Here is a 21,376-nt window from a genome sequence, read left to right on the forward strand (position 1 = left end):
AGACTAAATGAATAAACGAACGAATTTTTTCAAATCAATTAACTTTAAAATAGCTCTAGTGTTTGCAATGTTGCTAGTCGTAACGTTGGAAGTCGTTGGAGTTATTTTTGTGCGACAACTTGAAACACAAAACTTGAATCAATTTAAAACTCAAGTTCAACTACAACCTTATGTTGAAAATGAGATTAGTACGCAATTAGAACGTGCTAATACGAAGAGCGCTAACTCACAAATATCCGATATCATTGGAAACATCAATAATCAAAATATCACGGAAATTCGAGTGATTGATGCCAAGGGTGTTATTCGGGGAACGAGTAATAGTACTAACCAGAGTATTGTTGGTCAAAAGACAACGGATCGCAATGTTAAGGATGTAATCTACAATACGCGAACCTATCAACAAGTTTCGTACAATAAAACCACTAACACGCGTTATTTTGTTTCAATTGTTCCTTTAATTAACACTGCAGGAGCAACCAACAACTTGACGGGTGTTGTTTATATACGCGCTAATCTAGAATCGGTATATCAAAATGTTAATAATATTACGTTAATTTTCGTAGTAGCTGCTTTAATTGCGATTACAATTGGACTAATTTTAGCCGTTTTAATTTCCCGAGCGATTACCCGTCCTATCGAAGAAATGCGGCAACGAACGATTCAAATCGCCCGTGGAGATTATTCTGGTCAGGTTCAGATTTATGGTGATGATGAACTTGGCCAACTAGCAGAAGCTGTTAATGAACTTTCTGTACGGGTAGAAGAATCTCAGGAATCGACTGAATCTGAACGGCGGCGTCTTGATTCCGTCTTGGGCTATATGACTGATGGGGTGCTGGCGACAGATCGACGCGGACGAATAACCATCGTTAATGAAATGGCAACGGATTTCTTGAATCTTGAAAATGACCAAATCGTTGGGAAATCAATTTTAGACATTCTCGATTTACGAGGAACGTTTACTTTACGGGACTTACTTGAAAATCAAGAGCAGGTTGTTTTAGATCTTTCCGATGATGACCAAGATTTAATTTTACATGCTTCATTTGCCTTAATTCAGCGTGAATCAGGCTTTATTAGTGGTCTGGTTTGTGTTTTACATGATGTTACTGAACAGCAAAAAATTGATCAAGACCGAAAACGATTTGTTTCTAACGTTTCGCATGAATTGCGGACACCTTTGACTAGTATGAAGAGTTATATTGAAGCATTGGTTGAAGGAGCATGGAAAGATCCAGAAGTGGCCCCTAATTTCTTGAAGGTTACGCAGGAAGAAACGGATCGAATGATGCGGATGATTAATGATTTACTAAATTTATCACGTATGGATTTAGGAACGGCTAGATTGGAACGTGAATATGTTAACCTAAATGAATTATTCAACCATATTTTGGACCGTTTCGATATGATTCTGAAAAATAGTGATAAACCAGATAAAAATTACTCTATTAAACGCGACTTTACGCGTCGTGATATTTGGGTTGAAGTTGATACAGATAAAATTCAACAAGTATTGGATAATATCATGAATAATGCGATTAAATATTCTCCAGATGGGGGGATTATTACCTGTCGGCTATTAGAGACCCACAATCACGTGATTATGAGTATTACAGATCAAGGTTTGGGAATTCCAAAGGATTCAATCAGCCACATTTTCGATCGTTTTTACCGTGTGGATAAGGCTCGTTCACGGGCTCAAGGTGGTACTGGTTTGGGATTGGCGATTTCAAAAGAAGTTATCCAACTTCATGGTGGTCGAATTTGGGTCGAAAGTCGCGAAGGTGAAGGATCTACCTTCTACATTTCACTTCCATATGAACCCTTTGAGGAAGGAGATACTTGGGAATAATGAAAGATACTAAAACGCGTAAAATTGTCCGACATGTCATTCTATTAATATTAGCGTTAACTAGCATCGTGCTTTCATGGGTAATTTGGACTAACCCGGCTCGGTATGAACGCGCTAAGCAGGTTTCCAGTGAAAAAGTACAATCAAACCAGGTTAATCGGGATAAAGGCGATGTTATCTTACCAACGCAGGTTATCTATACCAAGGGAGAACAACAAGAATTGATTAATAATTCTAAAAGTAGCCTTCCCAAGGCAGCTGTTAAAGAAATTTCGAGTTGGAAATTATCAAACATAACTCGGGTTTCAAGAGGTAATAAAGAACGTTTTTTGGATTATGCTACGTTAAGTCACAGTTTGATGCTGAAATATCCGAGTAACATCACTGGGAAAATTTTCAATAGTATTTATGATCAAAAGTTAAATACAAACGCTGAAATTAGCCAAATTGTAGTTAACGTGAATAAGCCAAACGAGTTTTTCCTGTTAAATGATGCGACTTATGACGTTTACCAAGCTAAAGCTTCTAAACAAGATTTAAAGCAGTTACGCAAATTGATTAAGCAGAGTGATAGTCAGTATAAAGTGAAAGAAACCATCATGAATCATAATCTGATTAATGATTATCAAACTGCAATTAAGGTACCTTATTATAGTTTTTCAGTTAATAAAGAGAGCAGTAGCGTCTTCACTGCCAACTTGTTAACAAATACTGATGCAGATTCAATTGATACGAAGAAAACTAAAGATGGTACAGAATATGTCTCAAATGATACAACCAAACGTTTGCTGATTAAAAACAATGGTTTTGTGGCGTTTAATAATGCCAGCAAAGCTAATGATACTGAAGAAAGCTTAAAGCGAAATCTAGAGTTGAGCTTTTATCAGATGAAACAACTAGGGGTACAAGTGGACAACATGCGCTATTTCAATTTCCATGAAAATAATCATGAAATCGAATTTAGAGATTTTGTAGAAGGCTTCCCGATCTTCAATGCAGACGGTCTGGATACGATTAAAGTCGCTCACCAAGCAAAACAAACCACGACCTCATTTTCAATCTATAATCTTGACGTTCCAGTTCCCACATCAAAGAGTGACAAGGAGCTACCAAGTACGCAAGATATGTTGGATGAATTAAAATATAGCGGAATTAATACTGATAAAATTGAAGACATTGATATTGGATATGAACGTCCAAGTACAACTAAAGCTAATTCAACGGTTGAACTTGAACCAACCTGGTTTATCAAGTACCATGGCGACTGGACGTCATATCGCGATTTAGTTAGCTAAGGAGGAACGAAATGGATTTCAGAAGAATCGAAGTCATCTTTATTGTTGTATTCGCTATTTTGAATGCCTATTTATTTGGTTCCTACTGGCAATATCAATTAGAAGCTGGGACGACTTCATCGTCGAATTCAAGCGAAAATTCGACGATACTGAAGGAAATGAGAAACGACCAGATTACTTATATGCCTCTTTCAAATAAAAAAATGAACGGTTACTATGCAAGTGCGACAGTCGACACATCTTTAAAGGATAATATCAAACGTCTCACTGACCAAAGCGCACGAGTAGTTGATAATTACGTTGAAAGTACTTTGAATGAGGAACTTACGGTCGATCCTAAACAACCGCAAAAAGTACTTAATACATTCGTCAAGAATCGCTACAACATCGTTTATGGCTCTGAATACCAGTACAACCCTAATTTAAGTACAAATGTCCAAGTAGTTTATACGCAGATGATTGATGGACACCCCGTCTATTCCAAGGCTGGAAAGCTAACTTTTTATGTTAATGCTAGCAATGAAGTTACTGGTTATACGCAAGGACATTTGGTAAATGAGAAACAACTGCGAGAAAAGAGCGAACTGATTAGTCAAACTCGAGCAGTAACGTGGCTATATCAATATAATGAAATTCAAAATGATTCCAAGGTGGAATGGGCCGATTTAGGTTATACAAATTTACTTACCACCGATAACGGAGTAGTATATGTTCCGACATGGGTAATCGGAATTAAGAGTAAGAGTAGCACTGGTATTCAAGTGAAAAGAATTAATGCTTTTTCAGGGGTCTTGATCAAAAAGGACCATGAAGTAACCACAGAGTCCTCGACGCAAGCAAGTGGTAGTACCGCAGCGAGTGATGATAGCAGTAGTGTTTCAAGCACGGAAACTTCTGAGTCGGAGGCAACGAGTGCTAGTAGTGATGTGTCTAGTACAACCAGCTCAACCAGTTCAGCAACGACAGAAGCTACAACTAGTACGAGCACCACATATTAAGTTGGTTACGAACTTCATTTGAAGTTCAATTTTTGCATCAATTTAAGTTAAATTAAGTAGGAAGGTCTAGAAATGAGCGAAGATGGTTTGAAAGTTAGCGTACTCGCAAGTGGCAGTACGGGAAATGTAACATATATTGAAACGCCAGAACGAAAAGTCTTGGTGGATGCTGGACTAAGTGGTAAAAAAATCGCAGGTTTAATGGACAGCGTTGGACGCGATATTAGCGAAGTTGATTCACTTTTTGTTACCCATGAACATTCGGATCATATCCAAAGTGTGGGAGTATTAGCTCGAAAATATGGAATTGATATCTATGCTAACCAAGGAACTTGGGATGCCATCGGTGGTAAAATTGGCAAAGTTCCAACTGAGCAAAAATTCATTTTTGATCCTAATACTACTAAGTCTCTAGATGACCTCGATATTGAAAGTTTTTCAGTTTCACATGATGCAGCTGAACCTCAGTTTTATGAATTCCACCATGCGGGTAAATCATTTGTAATTTTAACAGATACGGGTTATGTTTCTGATCGAATTGCTGGAACTATTAGGAACGCAGATGGTTATCTTTTTGAAGTTAATCATGATACTGAGATGCTACGAATGGGTGGTTATCCATGGCCTTTGAAACAAAGAATTATGGGGGACCACGGGCATTTGTCTAATGAAGATGGTGCCAACGCTCTAATGGACGTGATTGGTAATCGAACTAAAAAAATCTACTTAGGTCATTTAAGCCTCCATAATAATATGAAAGAATTAGCGCATCTAACAGTATCTTCCATGATGCAAAATCACGATTTAGCGGTTGGACACGATTTCGAAATTTTAGATACTGACCACGAAATTGCGGATCCTTTAACTTTAATTTAATAAAAATTTCAAATTTTTGAGGACTAAATTCACATAACCATCGTATTTACCATGTACAATAAATTTAAAATAAATTTTGTATGAGGGGGGAGCGGGAAATCCGCGCATTCTTATGAAAACAAACAAATTAGTCATTGTTGCAGCCATTGCGGGCCTACTGGGTGGGGGTGTTGCTTATGGTGGGGCGAGCTTCATTCATAACCAGATGGAATCATCTAATACAGCAGTACCAACGGGCTCAAATACCACAGGAACAACCAAGACTAGTAATGTTAAAGTTAACGTAAGTAGTCAATCATCCAAAGCATTCTCTACAATTAAGGATTCAGTGGTTTCAGTGATTAACCTACAAAAGGCTAATACTAATGATTCTGACAGTATCATTAGCTCAATTTTTGGAAACGAATCGAGTTCTTCTAGCAAATCATCAAGTAGCTCTTCAGAATTAGAGACCGCCTCAGAAGGATCTGGAGTTATCTATAAAAAGAGTGGTGACACAGCCTATATTGTAACGAATAACCACGTAGTAAGTGGCTCAAGTTCACTTGAGATTATTATGAGCAATGGTAAAAAACTTCCTGCTAAGATTGTGGGAACAGATAGTGTAACGGATTTGGCCGTGTTGAAGATTAATTCATCAGCAGTTACCACCGTTGCTAGCTTTGGTAATTCCGATAACATTAAAGTTGGTGAAACAGCCTTGGCAATTGGATCACCATTAGGATCAGAATATGCCACCTCACTAACCCAAGGAATTATTTCGGCTAAGAAACGAACGGTGGAAACTACCACTGAAAATGGACAGAATAATGGAGAAGCAACTGTTATTCAGACGGATGCAGCCATCAATGCCGGAAATTCTGGCGGCCCACTAATTAACTTAGCTGGCCAAGTAATCGGAATTAATTCGATGAAACTCTCTGCTAGTGGGAGTGATTCTACTACAGTAGAGGGAATGGGATTTGCAATTCCTTCAAATGAAGTAGTAACCATTATTGATCAACTGGTTAAGAATGGTAAAATCACACGTCCTGCGCTGGGTGTCGCTTTAGTCGATTTAACCCAAGTTTCATCTACACAGCAAAAATCAATCCTTAAACTACCTTCTAACGTAACGGACGGAACCGTATTGATGCAAGTTAATAATGGTCCAGCCAAAACAGCAGGTTTGAAGAAATACGATGTTATTACTAAGATTGATGATAAGGCAATTACTGATACAGCCGGACTTCGTGAGGCACTATACAAGCACAAGATTAATGATAAAATCACGGTGGGCTATTATCGTGATGGCAAGTATAAAACAACAGTAGTGACATTGACTAAGACAAGTACAACAACATCATCTACTACTACAAAATAAAAAAGCTGGAGCATCTAGGTGAAATTAACCAACCTAAAATGCTTCCAGCTTTTTATTTTTGACGGCGCAACAAACGATATCCGGTGATTAGGGTAGCAATTAAACAAACACCAAAGGAAACGGTAAAAGCTACATGCATTCCAGCAATAAAAATTTCAGGATGCCCCGGTACAACTGAAGTGACACTATGTCCAGCGATATGGCTCATTGCGGAAAATAATACAGTGGTTGCAAACGAAATTCCAACAACCATTCCGAGATTTCGAGCTAATGAATTAATTCCACCAGCAATGCCCAAGTCTTTAGGTTCAACGGAGCCCATTACAAGTGCATTGTTGGGAGCTTGGAAAATACCATTTCCCAACCCGTTTAAACCGATAAAAATCATGAAAAGCCATAAAGGAGTTGCCAAATTAGTGACGATGTAGCCTAATTGAGCGGCTAAAATAATGAGTAATCCAACAAAAGTTAATTTTTCAGATCCGATTTTATCTGAAATAGCACCGGCTACTGGCGCTGTCACAACATTGATCAGTGGATAAATCATCAAGGTATATCCAGCATAATTAGCAGGCAAACCAAGTGTATTCTCTAAGTAAAATGGAGAAATAACGTTAAAGAAAAATCCAGTAATGAAAATTAAGAAGGCACAGATAATACTGAGGGTAAAACGCATATTTTTGAAAATATATAAAGCTAAAATGGGTGTTTCAACGTGTGATTCCACATATAAAAAAGTGCCCAAGGCGATTAAGGCAACGAACAACATTGTTAGAATCAGTGGCTGGGTAAAACCGACTTCCTGTCCCATAGAAATACCAACGAATAGGGTAATCATCGTGATGGCAAATAAGATCGTACCAGGTTTGTCGATTTTTTGATGAGTCATAATTACATCTTTGGGAAGAATTTTATGACCAACTAAAATGGCTAATAATCCAATGGGAACGTTGATCCAGAAAATATATCCCCAGTTAAAATGGGCTAGAATTAAACCCCCAATTCCAGGCCCAGCAATACTACCAAGGGCGACAAATGAACCAATCATTCCTAAAGCCCGGCCACGCTCTTGGGCGGGGAAAACTTCAGTAATGATGCCATTATTAGTGCTCATTGTCATAGCGGCCCCCTACAGCTTGAATAATGCGAGCAATCAATAGGAATGTTAAACCAGTATTAAATCCGCATAGAAGTGATCCTATGGTAAATAACATGGTACCAATTTTAAAGACCCGTATTTTTCCATGAGCGTCACCCAATTTTCCAAATAAGAGTAAGAGAGTACAGATAACAATGAGGTAAATGGAAACGACCCATTCAGCCTTATTCATAGGAACATGCATAGTACTACTCATGACCGGCAACGCAATATTAACAATGCTACCATCTAAAGTCGACATGAAAGTAAAACTACATACGGCAATTAAAATCCACCACCGATGTTTTTGGATTTCTGGATTATTAACAAAAGATGTTGATTCCATAATTAATTTGTTCTCCTTTGAGGTAATCACTTAAAATTAAGCTAAAAGTTTAATTTAAGTAATTAAACGCTAGTAATATTTTAGTATATATATCGCCTAGTCAGATTACAACTTAGGGCAGAGATGAAGAAAGGATTTTTGGGGGGATAAATATAAGAAACATCGTTCTGATTGGAAATCATAATATTTAAAATTAATTATTAATGATAATAGATATTTTTTATACACTTAAAAAGTTGTATACTATATAAAAAGATGTATGTACAAATTTTAAACACCCTTGTTGGATTGTTTTCCAAAAATGGATATGCTATTCTTTTATAAGCTACGAAAAATGAAATTCCGTTTACTTTGGAGATATAGATAGCGTATTCAAGTCTATTATTTAGTCCAAAGGATAATGATTTTATGAAATGTAATGAAGCAAGGACGAATACACTAGATGGTGTTATGTCGTTCTTGCTTTCATCTGAAATACTTGGGTGAAATTGCATAGCAGTCGTTTAAATATCCAAGTCCATACAAAAAACGGGGTGGAAAATACAAAATTGAAAGTTGATTTAAGCAATTTTGAGCATTACTTAACAAGAAAAGGACTTCAGTGTTAAAAGTATACCTATTTTTGAGGAATAGTAAATTGTTCAGAGAATAGGGGATATGGAGTAGTAAAGGAAAAACTTATGGAAAATACTGTAATGAATACAATCATATATTGGGCAAAAGGTTTTTTTAGTTTTAATACGGTAGTTATTGCGGCAATTACGGTCGGAGTATTATTCATGTTAGCTGCAGGTACCTACGTAGTTGAGATGAATATGGATAAAACAAAAACAAGTTCAACACTCATTGAAGAACTACTATGGGGTGTTGGTCTAACAATCGCGATGGTTTTCTTACAAAACGTGTTTACTCATTTGTACTCAACAATTGCTAGTAGTGAGTTAGGTTGGAAATACTCAACTGCTCAATTTGTGGTGCTATTCTACTGTCTATATATCGTTCATAGAAAAGTCGTACTGTGGTTTAATATTATTTTACCCATGTATGTATACGGGTTAGGGATAGTACGTGGACAAATAGGATTTGATATTGCTCCTATTTTAGCAATCTTGGTAATTATCTTAATTTCATACACAATCTACCAGCAAAATGACACTTTGATTGATGAGAATGTTAAATATTACAGTACGTTAATTATGTTTGGATTAGCTTGGTGGTTTGTACTTAAGGACATTCATCATCTAACTATCGTCGATATTATGTGCTTGACCTTGGAATTTTTAATCGCAATGTCAATCGTCCATTTTGGTAACAAAAAAGTCAGAATGATCATGAAGCAGTATTTAAACTTGATGCAGGAAGTAGATACTGATGCGTTAACAGGAGTTTATAACCGTAATAGCTTTAATAAGGTTGTGAAAGGCGTATTCGAATTTTATTCTAATAATGATGCACCATTAACCATGGTAATGTTTGATATTGATCATTTTAAACAATTTAATGACCAATACGGTCATCAAGTTGGAGATAAAGTTTTAAGGTTGGTTGCGGATCGTTTTTCATATGAACTTGTAGATCGTAAAGCTCATGGTCAACTATTCCGGGTTGGCGGGGAAGAATTCGCCATTATTTTTCGAGGCCGTACTGCGGATGATTGTGAAAAAATTGTAAGAGCCATCCGCGATGATTTGGTAAAAGAAACAATTAGGGTTAACAATCATGATCGAGTTGGAATTAAAGTTTCAATCGGTATTTCTCAATTAAGAGATGATGATTTTGATTTCCAAACATTCTACAAACGTGTGGATGATTATTTGTATCAATCTAAGAGAAACAAACGTAATAGTATTACGGTTGAGGGAAAGGTGGCCTCGCTAAATTGAGCGAACTTGAACAAAAATTAGAAGGAATTTGCTTCTATGAACAACCGATTTTTTTGATAGATGCGGCCGAAAAGGAAGAAAAAAAGGTCATCGGGAGCGAATTACTACTTAGAAAAACTGGTGGAGAGAATCGTTTCCCCGCAATGCTATATAAGGAATACATGCGTGATGATGCATCAAATTTAGTTTTTTGTACATGGTTAGTTAAAAACATCATTGAGATTATTAACGATAATCCTGGTATCCAATATAGCTTTAACCTCGACCCGCAGCAACTATTATATGATTCTACGTTTGAAGCAATGAAAGGTTTAATTCCTTATTGTGATCGGGTGATGATTGAAGTTACGGAAAGTATCCCTAGTAACCGTGATATTGACCAATATTTCAATTATTCTGTACGAGATCAAATTAAGAGAATCCATGAAATGGGCTTCAGTGTTGCAGTTGATGATGTTTCTAGTGGAATGAATAGTTTTAATGCCGTTCGTGAATATACGCAGGATATTGATCGTCTCAAGCTATCACTAATTCAACTACGAAATGTAGAAGAAGGGATGATTACAGTTACAATTTCTTTATGGAAAGCACTAGCTGCAAATACTGGAATTGATCTTGTAATTGAAGGGATTGATAGTCTTGAAGTTAGTAAATGGCTCTTAGAAAATGGTTTAGAAAAACAGCAAGGTTACTATTTCGCAACCCCAAGAAAATTAAAATAAAAGCTTAAAAAAAGCGAAAAAATCAGTTATGATTTTTTCGCTTTTCGCTTATTTAAATTTCTGATTTATTTTCAGGGGTTCCATACATTTTAGGAGAAACGGGTTTTAGATTAGGAGCCGAACCTTCTACTTTTGGTTCGTCCTACCAGTGGTATTCACCTTCGCCATCCAAAGCCTCTCCACTGGCCCATGGCCCGGTACTACTTTCATCTCCTTGAGAGAAGTTGTAGAAATCGTAAGCAATGTCTTTACGTTCTTTATCCCGAGGGAAAGTCGTCGGTACTAACATTGAATCCTCTTTTTCTTCGAGTTCTTTAACCGCACTAGCCCAGAGATTTTGGTGATAACTGTCACGAGCTAGTAGGACAGAAAGTAAGTCTTTAACACCTTGGTCGTCAATCATCTCATAGATTCGAGCAACTTGGAGTCGACCTTGGGATTCAGCATTGAGGTTAGCACGAAAATCGGCAAGTAGGTTACCACTAGCAATAATGTAGGCACCACTCCAAGGGTTACCAACGCTGTCAGCAGGGCGAGGGCCTAAACCGGCAACAATAGCATGTTGGGGGTTCATTCCAGAGATGATGGCTCCAACTGTGGGATCCGCTTGCATAGCAGCATGTTGGTCAGCGATGGGAGCATCTTCTAAAAGTCGTGCCACCATGGTAGCCAACATTTCGACGTGGCCAATTTCTTCAGTAGCGATATCCATTATCATATCTTTATACTTTTCTTCTCCTCGGCAACTCCAACCTTGGAAAAGATATTGCATGGCCACACTCATTTCACCATATTGTCCCCCAATTAATTCTTGAAGGTACTTAGCAACGATTGGATCTGGGCGATCTGGTTTTGCTTCAAACTGTAGTTCCTTTTGATGTTTAAACATTATACAATCCCTCCTTTTGTGGTTCAGATATTAAAGGTTTTATTGATATAGCTCAAATAAAATGCTTACATTTAAAAAAATAAATTAACTAAATTTACGGGGGTAAATTTGCTATGATATCCATAAAGACTCTAGATAATGAAGGTGATTTTTGTGAAAAATGAGCTGTTAAAAAAAGTTTCGATGATCGAACTTTTCTATGATTTAGTTTTTGTATATATGATTTCACAAGTAACAGGGTTAATCCATCATCTACAAAATGGTGTAATTAGCCCAAGTGCACTAAGTATCTTTACTTTAGTTGTAATCGTTTCGATCAATTCGTGGATGGTCCAGACGGTTTTTAATAATCGCTATGGGAAGTCCCAATGGTCTAATGTAATTTTATCTTTTGTCGATATGGCGATTGTACTTTATATGTCGAATGCTTTTTCCGACACGTTTGACCGACACTTAATTGGCTTCTTTATAGCAGCAGGGCTTTTATCACTAACTTTGGCAATTCAATACTTACTAGTTTTTGTACAAACTAAAAATGAGTATGACCGAAACATTGCGATGGCTTTTATGAGAATTTTGTTTTTTAGAACGGCTTGTTTGTTAGCGGGGGGAGTGTTGGCTGGCAGATGGGGGACGACAATTGCCTTGTTTGGAATTATCACTAGTTGGATTATACCCGCTTTTACCGGGAAACATACTCAAAAGCACCCCATTATTTTCTCTCATTTATTAGAACGACTAACGGCCTTGATTATTATTATGTTCGGTGAAACCATCGTAGGTATTTCAAAATATTTCACGCAAAATACATTTTCAATTCAATCCATAATGATTTTTATAATTGTAGTTAGTCTATTTTTTACGTATATTGTGGAGTTTGATCATTTAATTGAAGAACAGCGTACCCATGAAACTGGAAATTTACTAATATATTTACATTACTTTATTTTGTTTGGCTTGAGTTTAGTCACGGTGGCCTTGGATTTTATCCATGAATCTGAAGCTAATGCTATATTTTCGATTACGTGTCTGTATGTGGGGATAGCGCTATTTTATATCGGAATTGTTATTGCAAGTTATTACAACAAAACTACGCTAAAGTTAGAAAATTATGTAGTCGTTGCTTTCATCGTCGTTACATTGATGGGGTATTTTACATCAATGTGCTTTGCAACGTTTTCGATAATCGCTGGTGTGACAGCTTTAACAACGTTAATTAATGCGGTAGTCATAACGTTATCGTTGGTACGTCGGTATGAAAGGTAGCCGAGATATAAATATCGAAGGACTTAGAAAAGCATTTTTATCAACTCTGAAACAGATTCTACCATCGTCCGCACCTGCTCACGTATGCTATACTTTGACTAACATTTAACGGGGATTATTGAACAATTTTTGGGGGAGTAATATGAAATTTTTTACGAAAAGAACGTTCCTATTGTTAGTCACGATGCTAACCTTCGGTATTTTTTGGAATGTTAAGACAGTTAAGGCGGATTACGAAATTTCACAATTTAGAATGCAGATTAATGTAAATAAGGATGGGAGCGCCAACATCAATCAAAGTGTTTTGTACGACTTTGATGATGATTATCATGGAGTTTATTTGACTCAAGATTTAAGAGGAACCGCGGGAGCAGAATTAGAGGGGATTACCGTTTCTAATAACAAGGGAACCCAAAACCAAGTTCCTATTAATAACAGCGGTGAAAATTTAACTGCTAAAGTTGAATCAAGTAAAAAGCAAATGAAAATTAAGGTTTATAATGCTGTATCAAGTGATGACCAAACCAAAATTACGTACCATTATCGGATTAACGGGGTGGTGACCAACTACAAAGATACAGCTGAAATTAATTGGAAAGTAATTGGATCGGGTTGGGATGTACCCTTAGAGGATGCGCAAGTTACCATTAAATTACCTGGAAAGAATGTTAAAGGACTTCATGCTTGGTCTCATGGGGAGGCTGCAGGCTACACTACGGTGGATAAAGCTAAAGGTAAAGTAACTTTAGATATAGGAGACAATCCAGAGAATACTTTTGTGGAAGCACATATGGTATTTCCCACGGCTTTAACTCCCGATAATAAAAAAATTGTTAATCAAAATCATCTAGCAGCAGTAAAAAAACAGGAATATCAACTGGTAAAGCGTGAAAATGAAGCCCAAGCAAGAGCTCGACGCATTGCGACTTATGCTAAAATTACCAGTGCCATCATAAGTGTACTGATTTTAATCGGTATGATGGGTTGGTTAAAAAAACATGGATATCATCAATATGATATCCCGACGCCCATGGAACATAGTTTTGACGTCCCGAGCATCTCACCAGCAGAGGCAGAAGCGCTATTTAACAAGAGTAAAGCTGATACTAAGGGTGTTTCTGCTGAAATGTTAGTTTTGGCGGCTGAAGGTAAATTGAAGTTCAAACAGATTCCCTATGGCAAGCGAGGTAAGGAAACCACTGAAATTGAGCGTCAAGGTAAATTCAACATGTCCTTTGTCGATCACTGCTTGGACCGCATTGGTGATGGTCAACAAGTTACTATCAAGCAAATTAATGATTATGCTAAAAAAGACAAGAAGAATAATGTAGCTACATGGTACAAGGAGTGGCAGTCTGAGGTTGATACCAATTTAGCCCGCTTTAAAGATACGTATAATATTAGTTATCGTTATGGACTGCTTGGGCTAGCAATTGCTACTCCAATCCTTGCTTTCATAGTAGGAATTATCGGAAGATTTGGGGAAGCAACTAACTTGTACTGGATAGGCGGAATAGTCTTAACGTTGATAATTGAAGCTTGGGTTTTAGCTACTTGGGATAAGGTTTCAATGTATAACGAGGCTGGATTGCAGCAATATAATCAAATCCGAGGATTTAAACAGATGATGAAAGATATTGCTCATTTTAATACGGCGGAGATTGGTGACTTAATTCTTTGGGAACAAATTTTGCCATATGCCACCGCTTTTGGGTTGGCAGAAAAGGTTGCTAAAAAACTAAAGACGGATTTTGGAACCCAATTAAATGAAAATGTTCCATTTTATGCCTACTATTATGGAATCAACGGAATGCATGTAGGCATTGCTAACAGTATTAGTACTTCTATTTCACACTCAGTATCAGCTAGTTCCAGTGGTTCGTCCGGCGGATTTAGTGGAGGTAGTTCTGGTGGTTTTGGAGGTGGTTCCGGTGGTGGAGCCTTTTAAACTTTAATTCGTTAAATTTGACACTGCTGAAGTAATAGCGTAAGGTTGAAGATGTTGCTTCGGGTACAGGAGCAAAGGGTATTATTAATTATGTTTTTGTGAATATCTGCATTCCAGCTAAGATATTCATTTTGTTTTAACCCAATTATTTTTCAATTAAAACTTAAGTTATATGCAAACTTCAGGATAACAGTGCTGTTTGATGGATTCTAAAACTTGTTTTTCAGGCTTTGCGAGACATTGTTCATGATATTAGGACATTTTTTAGGTACGTTTGACCATGTTATTTGAAAATAAATAGACAAGAATAAGTAAGTACTTAATCCAAGTACATTCAAAAACTACAATAAATTTAAAATATTAATAATATAGAAAAAAGGCTTCAATCAATTCGTTAACATTGATTGAAGCCTTTTTATTATTTACGAACTACACCAATTTCAAATTCCGCCGTGATTTCTTTTAATCCATCTTGTAAAATAGCCTCTTTACGATCCTGAGCTTGCCAAGTTAAAGGTGTCATATTGAAAAGGGCCGTGAATAATTTGTCGTCAAGCGGAAATTTATAGCTGATTTTAGAAAATTCGACGTGTTCATAGTGTTCGATAAAATGGTTTTTAACCGGAGCATTATCATAGGTCGCATGTTCACCATCAGGGTAGACGAGTTGTCGAAGTTCACTTAGATAATGATTTCCAGGAATCACTTTAATTAATTCACCATGGGTTGCCAGCGTTCGATCAAATTCTTGATAATTGGCTGGAGATAAAATGTTGACGATTGAAGTTAAACCTTGATCTGCGAAAGGTAATTGAGCTAAATCGCCCACCATAAATAAAGGATAGGGTTGAGGAGCAATTCCAGAGCCGGCAATATTAATCGCTGGTTTAGAGATATCCAAACCCACGAAGTCTCCGTCGAAATGAGATGCCATCCATTTAGTAGTAGTTCCTTCTCCACAACCTGCATCTAAAATTAAATCTCCCGAAATATTGTTGATAACTTCTTCTAACATCGGGTTGAAAAACCCAGCCGTCAAAAACTGATTTCGATAAGTTAACATCTCATTAGTATATTCAGTGTTAACAGGATTATTTAAAAAGAAGAGACTTCCTTTTTTGGCAATATTAAATGAATGCTGATTATTACAAATTAAAGTCCCGGATTGAACTTCATTGAAATTCGATTTACAGATGGGACACTGAAATTGGTGTAAGTGTCGTTGGATAAATTGGGTTGCTAATTCGATTTTATTCAAGATGAAACCTCGATATTCTGAAAGATATTAAAACTATTCTACCATTTAATACCACCGGATTGTTTCAATCGTTAGTTTAATGTAACGAAAAGAAGCTAGTAGTACTAGGAAAAATTTATTAAATAGCTAAGTTAGTCATCGAAATTGTTATACTAGTTTTATGAACTAGATAGATAGTTTTTAAAACAAAGGGGAAGTTAGCATGCTTAAACAAAAAATAGCGGTGCTGGTCGATTCGTGTTCCGATGTACCAGCTGAAATTGCCAATCGGGAATATTTTGAAATGATTCCGATGGGAGTCTTCTTTGGGGAAGAAGAGTACCAAGATCGTGTAAATATTGAGCCAGATGAATTTTATCAAAAGTTGGCTAAGGCCAATCCTTTGCCAACTACGGCCAGCCCTAAGGGTGAATTAATCACAAAAGCACTAGATAATTTATCAAAACGAGGCTTTACGCAAATTATTGCTGTCTGTATTTCCTCGGGATTATCTGGAACAGCACAGCAAGTTAAAATATATGCTAAAAATTACCCTCAACTTCAAATTGAGGTAATTGATACTAAAAATATTGGAATTGCTAGTGGGTTTGCTGCAGTAAGAGCAAGTGAAGTGATTGAAGAAGGCTGGGAGTTCAATCAGATCGTTGAAGAAGTTCAGCGTGTGGCTAATCAAACGAAGGTATTTTTCTATGTTCCAACTTTAAAATACTTAATTGCGGGTGGGCGTATTGGACGTGTCGCCGGCTTGGTGGGTTCCATTATTAATTTGAAGCCGATTATTTCATGTGATGATGAGGGAATTTATTATCCAGTGGCGAAGGCACATGGGGAGAAAAAAGCCCTTAAAAAAATGCTACAATTAGTTGAAGATACCCTTAAGAATGCTCAAAAGTTTAATTTAGCTGTGGTACACGGTCTCAATGAGGGGTTAATGAATCAAATTAGTACTGAGTTTAAAAATAAATACCCTAATATGGGAAAATTTTATAATGGAGATATTTCACCTGCATTGGGAGTACATACCGGTCCAGGATTAATTGGCATTGGTGTACAAATTATTAAATAAGGTGATTGAAGGAGATCAAATGGATTCAAAACAATTAGAAAATTTTGCCAAAATGAGCTTGCCCAAATGGGATGAATTACCAAATATTGAACTTCACTTGGACCAAGTAATTGATTTGGCTAATAATTATTTGCGTCCATTAGAAGTCGATTTGTTAACACCAACGATGATGCATAATTATCTGAAGCAAGCAGTCATTATTCGCCCACAAGGTAAACTGTACGGACGGATGCAATTGGCTGCTGTCATCATCATTGGATGTTTAAAAAGCATTTTGAGTTTAGATGAAATTAAACGAGGGTTCGAAGCTGAACTTAAGTTGACCAGTTCAAGGAGGGCCTACAATAATTTTGTGAATGCTTTTAACGAAGAAGTCCAACGAATTTCTCAACATGGACCGCGTAATTTGTGGAACGAACTATTAGCCGAAACGGCGGTGGTTTCCCTCCAGCATAGTGCCATTTTTCTATGCTTACCAAGAAGATGGCTAAGGACTTATTGTCTGATCTAGAAGAAAAATAATTAAAGTTAATCTTAAGGTTGAATTGAATTAAATTTAGCGTTAAGATTTAATTTGTATTTAAATATTCGAATATTCGAATGGAGGAGAAAGATGGTCAAAAACAATGCTGCTCTTGCTGCGTTCAAGAAGAACATCCCACTGTTGGATGCCCTTTCTGACGAACGCCGTCAACAAATTATGATTACACTTGGCGAAAGTGATGCGGGGTTGACGGTGAGTGAACTAACTAAGCTAATTGGTCTTTCACAACCAGCCGTATCACACCATATCAAGCAGTTAAAAGACCTCAGTTTGGTTTCCGTCCGCAAGGTTGGGACAAGTAATATTTACCAATTGACGATCAAAGACGCATTGGCTCAGGTCCAAGAACTGATTGACATCTTGAGAAAAGATAAGAAGTTATTGCGATAGATCTTTTAGAAGTACATCATGATTCATATATCCGGATATATAAATTAAAGGTTAAAGGGGACTAGTTGGATGATTCGCAAAGAATGGAAGTTTATAGGGAAAAATAAGTTAATCTTAATTTCAGTTCTGGCAATTATTTTCATTCCTTTCCTATATAGTGTTTTCTTCTTGAAATCAGTATGGGATCCGTACGGAGATACAAAAAATTTACCAGTTGCAGTGGTTAACTTAGATAAACCCGTTGAGTATCAAGGTAAAAAACTCGCGGTTGGGGACGAGATGGTTTCCAATCTGAAGAAAAATGACCAGTTAGGCTGGAAATTCGTTTCAGCTAATAAAGCTAAAGAAGGAATGAAGGATAAAAAGTACTATACAGTAGTCACAATCCCTAAGAACTTCTCAGCAAATGCTGCAACTGTAACAGATAAAAATCCTAAAAAGATGCAGTTGAAGTATGCTACTAATGCTTCGCTAAACTACATTGGTAAAGTAATTAGTGACGTAGGTACAGAAAAGTTAAACTCTCAAGTACGGGAGCAAGTTACTAAATCTTATGCTACAGCTATGTTTGATCAAGTTAAAAAAGCTGGTAAAGGTTTCAAAGACGCGGCCGATGGTGCTAATAAACTTAAAGACGGCGCGGTTCAATTAAACGATGGTACTAAGACTTATACGGCCGGTGTATCACAATTACACGATGGAATTGCTACAATGGCGGTTTCTGTGGCTCCTCTGCAATCTGGTGTAAAACAGTTAGCAGATGGTTCAAGCCAATTAACTGGTGGCTTGGATGAATTAAACAGTAAGACTGGAACTTTGGCATCCGGTGTAGCTCAATTAGCTGGTGGTTCAAGTCAATTATCAGCTGGCTTAGATCAGTTGAACAGCAAAACTGGTGCCCTTTCTTCTGGTGTATCACAGTTGGCTAATGGTTCAGGACAAGTTACTAACGGAGCAGTTGCTCTAAATAAAGGTATTTCTGAATTACAATCTAAGAGTGGTGCTTTAGTTACTGGCGTATCACAACTAAAAGATGGTTCTGCTCAACTAAATGTTGCAGTTCCTCAATATGTTGGTGGTGTTTATCAACTTAATAGTGGTATCCAAAAATTAGATGCTAATACTGGTGAATTAGTAGGTGGCATCAAACAAATTTCATCTGGAGCAAGTGATTTAAATAGCGGAATCAACGAATACACTACTAAAGTTTCTGATGGTACTTCCACTTTACAAAGTGGTATTGCTAGCTTAGCTAATAATACTAAGGACTTACCATCAAGCGTTGGCCAAATGAAGTCAGCTGTTGATAGTATTGCGGGTGGTTCAAAACAACTCTATGGTGCTAATAGCCAAGTTTCTAACGGATTGAACCAACTTTCAAGCCAAATTACTCCATCTGATATGAGTAAGCAAGCTAGTGCTTTGAAGAGTGAATTAAATTCAATCAATTCACAACTAGCAGCGCTATCTAAAACAGATGTTTCTGGCGGAAACAATTCTAGTGCAGCTAGTTCAATTAGTAGCCAACTAAATAAAATTAAGAGTGATGTCGGTGCTTTAGCTAGTTCAGCTAAAACAACGACTACTACTAAAGCAGCACCAGCATCCTCAGGAGTATCACAAGCTACAATCAACGCTAAAATTGATGGAGCTGGTTTATCCGCAGAAGATGCAGCTAAAGCCAAGGCCGCTTTAGCAGGTGTTGCTGGTTCTGGCGCAAGTACAGCCCAATCAACTACAACTTCACAAACTATTGATACAAGTAAAATTTCAGCAATTCAAGGTGAAATTAGTAGTGTTGAAGGACAAGTTTCAAAATTGAATTCATTATCTTCAAAACAAGCTGATTTAGATGCTAAGATTGCAGCTTTAAGTGCTTCATTCCAAAAGGTTGCTTCAGGAATCAATTCACTTTCTGCAAACGGTGACGAAATGGCCACATTAGCTGCTAAGATTAAAGCCCTGGCTCAAGGATCACAAAGTGTTACTGATAACTTGAAGGTCCTCTCAGATAGCTCAAGCAAGCTTTCAGGTGCCGTGGATAAATTCTCAGGCTCAGCATCTAAGTTATCTGATGGTGTGTCGCAATTGAACAACGGTGCAAGTGATTTAGCTAGCCAAACTAATAAGAGTTCAGATAATGTTAAGAAATTAACTAGTGGTGCTCAAACACTTGATACAGCCTTGACTACTATCAATGGCCAAATGCCGGCATTACAATCTGGAATTAGCCAATTAACTCAAGGTAGTTCTCAACTTAGTGGAAACGGAGCTGCTTTAGTAAATGGTGTAAGTCAACTTAATGGTGGTATCAGTACTGCTAGTTCACAAATGCCAACCTTGGTTAGTGGTGTAGGGATGTTAGCTGCTGGTAGCAACCAATTAGTTGGTGGATCATCACAAGTTACTGGTGGACTTAAGCAATTAAATGGTCAAATTCCAGCTCTTGTAGGTGGCGTTCAACAATTAGATTCAGGAAGTCACACATTGAATAGCGGACTTCAAACTCTAAATGGAAGCACAGGAACCTTGATTAGCGGCGTTCAACAGTTAGATTCAGGAAGTCATACCTTAAATGATGGACTTCAAACCTTAAATGGAAGTACAGGTGAACTAATTGACGGTGTTAATAAGCTAAATGCCGGTGCAAGCGAATTAGATGCTAACTCTGATCAGCTGCTTGACGGTAGCAAACAAATTAGTGATGGTAATGGTACGCTAGCAGATAGTTTAGAAAAGGGTTCAAAACAAGTTAACAGTGTTCCTCTTACAAGCAAAACTGCTCAAATGTTCGCTGCTCCAACCCATTTGAAACAAACTGATTACAGTTATGTGCCAAATTATGGGCATGCTTTGGCACCATATGTGCTTTCATTAGCCCTTTATGTTGGTGCTATCGTCTTTAACTTCGCTTACCCAATCCGTAAGATTTCTAAGCGTGGTGGTACAGCTACAGACTGGTTCTTGAGTAAAGTATCAGTTGGTACAGCGGTTGCTCTTGGAATGGCTTTGATTGAAGCAACGATTATGATGGTTGCTGGTATCCATGTTGATCATGTAGGTCAATACTACTTAACCGCAATTATGATTGCTTTGACGTCGATGTACATCGTTATGTTCTTATCGATGGCCTTCGATAATCCTGGTCGATTCGTTGCAATGATTCTATTGATGCTTCAACTTGGTGGTTCGGGTGGTACCTTCCCAATGGAAGTTACAAACAGTTTCTATAATGCAATTCATCCATTCTTGCCATTGACGTACTCAATCTTGTCATTCCGTCAATCAATTACGTCTGGTTTAGGGAATATCACGGTTGTTCAATCGATGGGAGCTCTATTATTGTTCGCAATTATAGCTCTTGCATTGCTATGGTTCAGCATGGTTCAACTTCAAAAGAAACATTTAGAAGGTAAATCTCAACTAGATGACAATCAAAAGTTACAAGAAGTTGAAAGATAGAAGGTAATTAAAAATCACATTACGTCAGGTTTGATGTAATGTGATTTTTTATAAATTAAGTAGTCCTCTATAAAAGA

The 21,376-nt window shown here is 37.2% G+C and carries 14 protein-coding genes and 2 pseudogenes; 13 read left to right on the forward strand and 3 right to left on the reverse strand.

Translation table 11 applies throughout. The annotated features are described in order from the left end of the window. Positions 1-7 precede the first annotated feature (7 nt). The 5 genes from walK to IV86_RS00455 all read left to right on the forward strand — a co-directional run bounded on the left by walK (position 8) and on the right by IV86_RS00455 (position 6,387). On the forward strand, positions 8-1,855 hold the full coding sequence (walK, locus tag IV86_RS00435) for a cell wall metabolism sensor histidine kinase WalK (protein WP_036673237.1): 1,848 nt from the start codon (positions 8-10) through the stop codon (positions 1,853-1,855). Beyond that, positions 1,855-3,150, forward strand: a complete 1,296-nt coding sequence (locus tag IV86_RS00440; RefSeq protein ID WP_029257592.1) for a YycH family regulatory protein — start codon at positions 1,855-1,857, stop codon at positions 3,148-3,150. Before walK ends, IV86_RS00440 begins: the two co-directional genes overlap by 1 nt. 11 nt (positions 3,151-3,161) lie before the next feature. Further along, positions 3,162-4,148: a two-component system regulatory protein YycI gene (locus tag IV86_RS00445; protein WP_029257591.1), complete on the forward strand. Its 987-nt coding sequence runs from the start codon at positions 3,162-3,164 to the stop codon at positions 4,146-4,148. Positions 4,149-4,220: 72 nt separating this feature from the next. After that, positions 4,221-5,024 carry an MBL fold metallo-hydrolase gene (locus IV86_RS00450; RefSeq protein WP_002834275.1) on the forward strand — a complete coding sequence of 268 codons (804 nt, stop codon included), beginning with the start codon at positions 4,221-4,223 and terminating at the stop codon, positions 5,022-5,024. A gap of 112 nt (positions 5,025-5,136) precedes the next feature. Continuing rightward, entirely contained in the window at positions 5,137-6,387 is a 1,251-nt protein-coding gene (locus tag IV86_RS00455) for a S1C family serine protease (protein ID WP_002834273.1), read from the forward strand. Positions 6,388-6,439: 52 nt separating this feature from the next. Here IV86_RS00455 and IV86_RS00460 read toward each other — a convergent pair. Beyond that, positions 6,440-7,871: pseudogene (locus IV86_RS00460) on the reverse strand (MFS transporter). A 680-nt stretch (positions 7,872-8,551) separates the two neighbouring features. On the opposite strand from IV86_RS00460, the gene IV86_RS00465 reads away from it, so the two are divergent. Together IV86_RS00465 and IV86_RS00470 are read left to right on the forward strand one after the other, a co-directional pair. Further along, positions 8,552-9,754 carry a GGDEF domain-containing protein gene (locus IV86_RS00465; protein ID WP_002834269.1) on the forward strand — a complete coding sequence of 401 codons (1,203 nt, stop codon included), beginning with the start codon at positions 8,552-8,554 and terminating at the stop codon, positions 9,752-9,754. Beyond that, the gene (locus tag IV86_RS00470) at positions 9,751-10,476 is read left to right on the forward strand and encodes an EAL domain-containing protein (RefSeq protein WP_002834268.1); all 726 of its coding nucleotides are present in this window, start codon (positions 9,751-9,753) and stop codon (positions 10,474-10,476) included. The genes IV86_RS00465 and IV86_RS00470 overlap by 4 nt, the downstream gene beginning before the upstream one ends. 52 nt (positions 10,477-10,528) lie before the next feature. On the opposite strand, the pseudogene IV86_RS00475 reads toward IV86_RS00470, so the two are convergent. Continuing rightward, positions 10,529-11,365, reverse strand: a pseudogene (locus IV86_RS00475) (manganese catalase). Positions 11,366-11,518: 153 nt separating this feature from the next. Here IV86_RS00475 and IV86_RS00480 point away from each other — a divergent pair. Further along, positions 11,519-12,631: a low temperature requirement protein A gene (locus IV86_RS00480; RefSeq protein WP_002834264.1), complete on the forward strand. Its 1,113-nt coding sequence runs from the start codon at positions 11,519-11,521 to the stop codon at positions 12,629-12,631. Positions 12,632-12,773: 142 nt separating this feature from the next. Continuing rightward, positions 12,774-14,579, forward strand: a complete 1,806-nt coding sequence (locus IV86_RS00485; protein ID WP_002834262.1) for a DUF2207 domain-containing protein — start codon at positions 12,774-12,776, stop codon at positions 14,577-14,579. Between the two features lie 418 nt (positions 14,580-14,997). On the opposite strand, the gene IV86_RS00490 is transcribed toward IV86_RS00485, so the two are convergent. Continuing rightward, a complete protein-coding gene (locus tag IV86_RS00490; RefSeq protein WP_002834261.1) occupies positions 14,998-15,837 on the reverse strand; it encodes a methyltransferase domain-containing protein in 840 nt (279 codons plus the stop codon). Between the two features lie 202 nt (positions 15,838-16,039). On the opposite strand from IV86_RS00490, the gene IV86_RS00495 reads away from it, so the two are divergent. The 4 genes from IV86_RS00495 to IV86_RS00510 all read left to right on the forward strand — a co-directional run bounded on the left by IV86_RS00495 (position 16,040) and on the right by IV86_RS00510 (position 21,299). Further along, entirely contained in the window at positions 16,040-16,903 is an 864-nt protein-coding gene (locus IV86_RS00495; protein ID WP_002834259.1) for a DegV family protein, read from the forward strand. A 19-nt stretch (positions 16,904-16,922) separates the two neighbouring features. Next, positions 16,923-17,414, forward strand: coding sequence for a DUF1836 domain-containing protein (locus IV86_RS00500; protein WP_232625422.1), 492 nt, complete (start codon positions 16,923-16,925; stop codon positions 17,412-17,414). A 102-nt stretch (positions 17,415-17,516) separates the two neighbouring features. Further along, on the forward strand, positions 17,517-17,837 hold the full coding sequence (locus IV86_RS00505; protein ID WP_002834256.1) for an ArsR/SmtB family transcription factor: 321 nt from the start codon (positions 17,517-17,519) through the stop codon (positions 17,835-17,837). Positions 17,838-17,906: 69 nt separating this feature from the next. Then, complete coding sequence (locus IV86_RS00510) at positions 17,907-21,299, forward strand: YhgE/Pip domain-containing protein (protein WP_002834255.1); 3,393 nt, start codon at positions 17,907-17,909, stop codon at positions 21,297-21,299. Positions 21,300-21,376: the final 77 nt, after the last annotated feature.

Source organism: Pediococcus pentosaceus (assembly GCF_001437285.1).
GTDB lineage: Bacteria > Bacillota > Bacilli > Lactobacillales > Lactobacillaceae > Pediococcus > Pediococcus pentosaceus.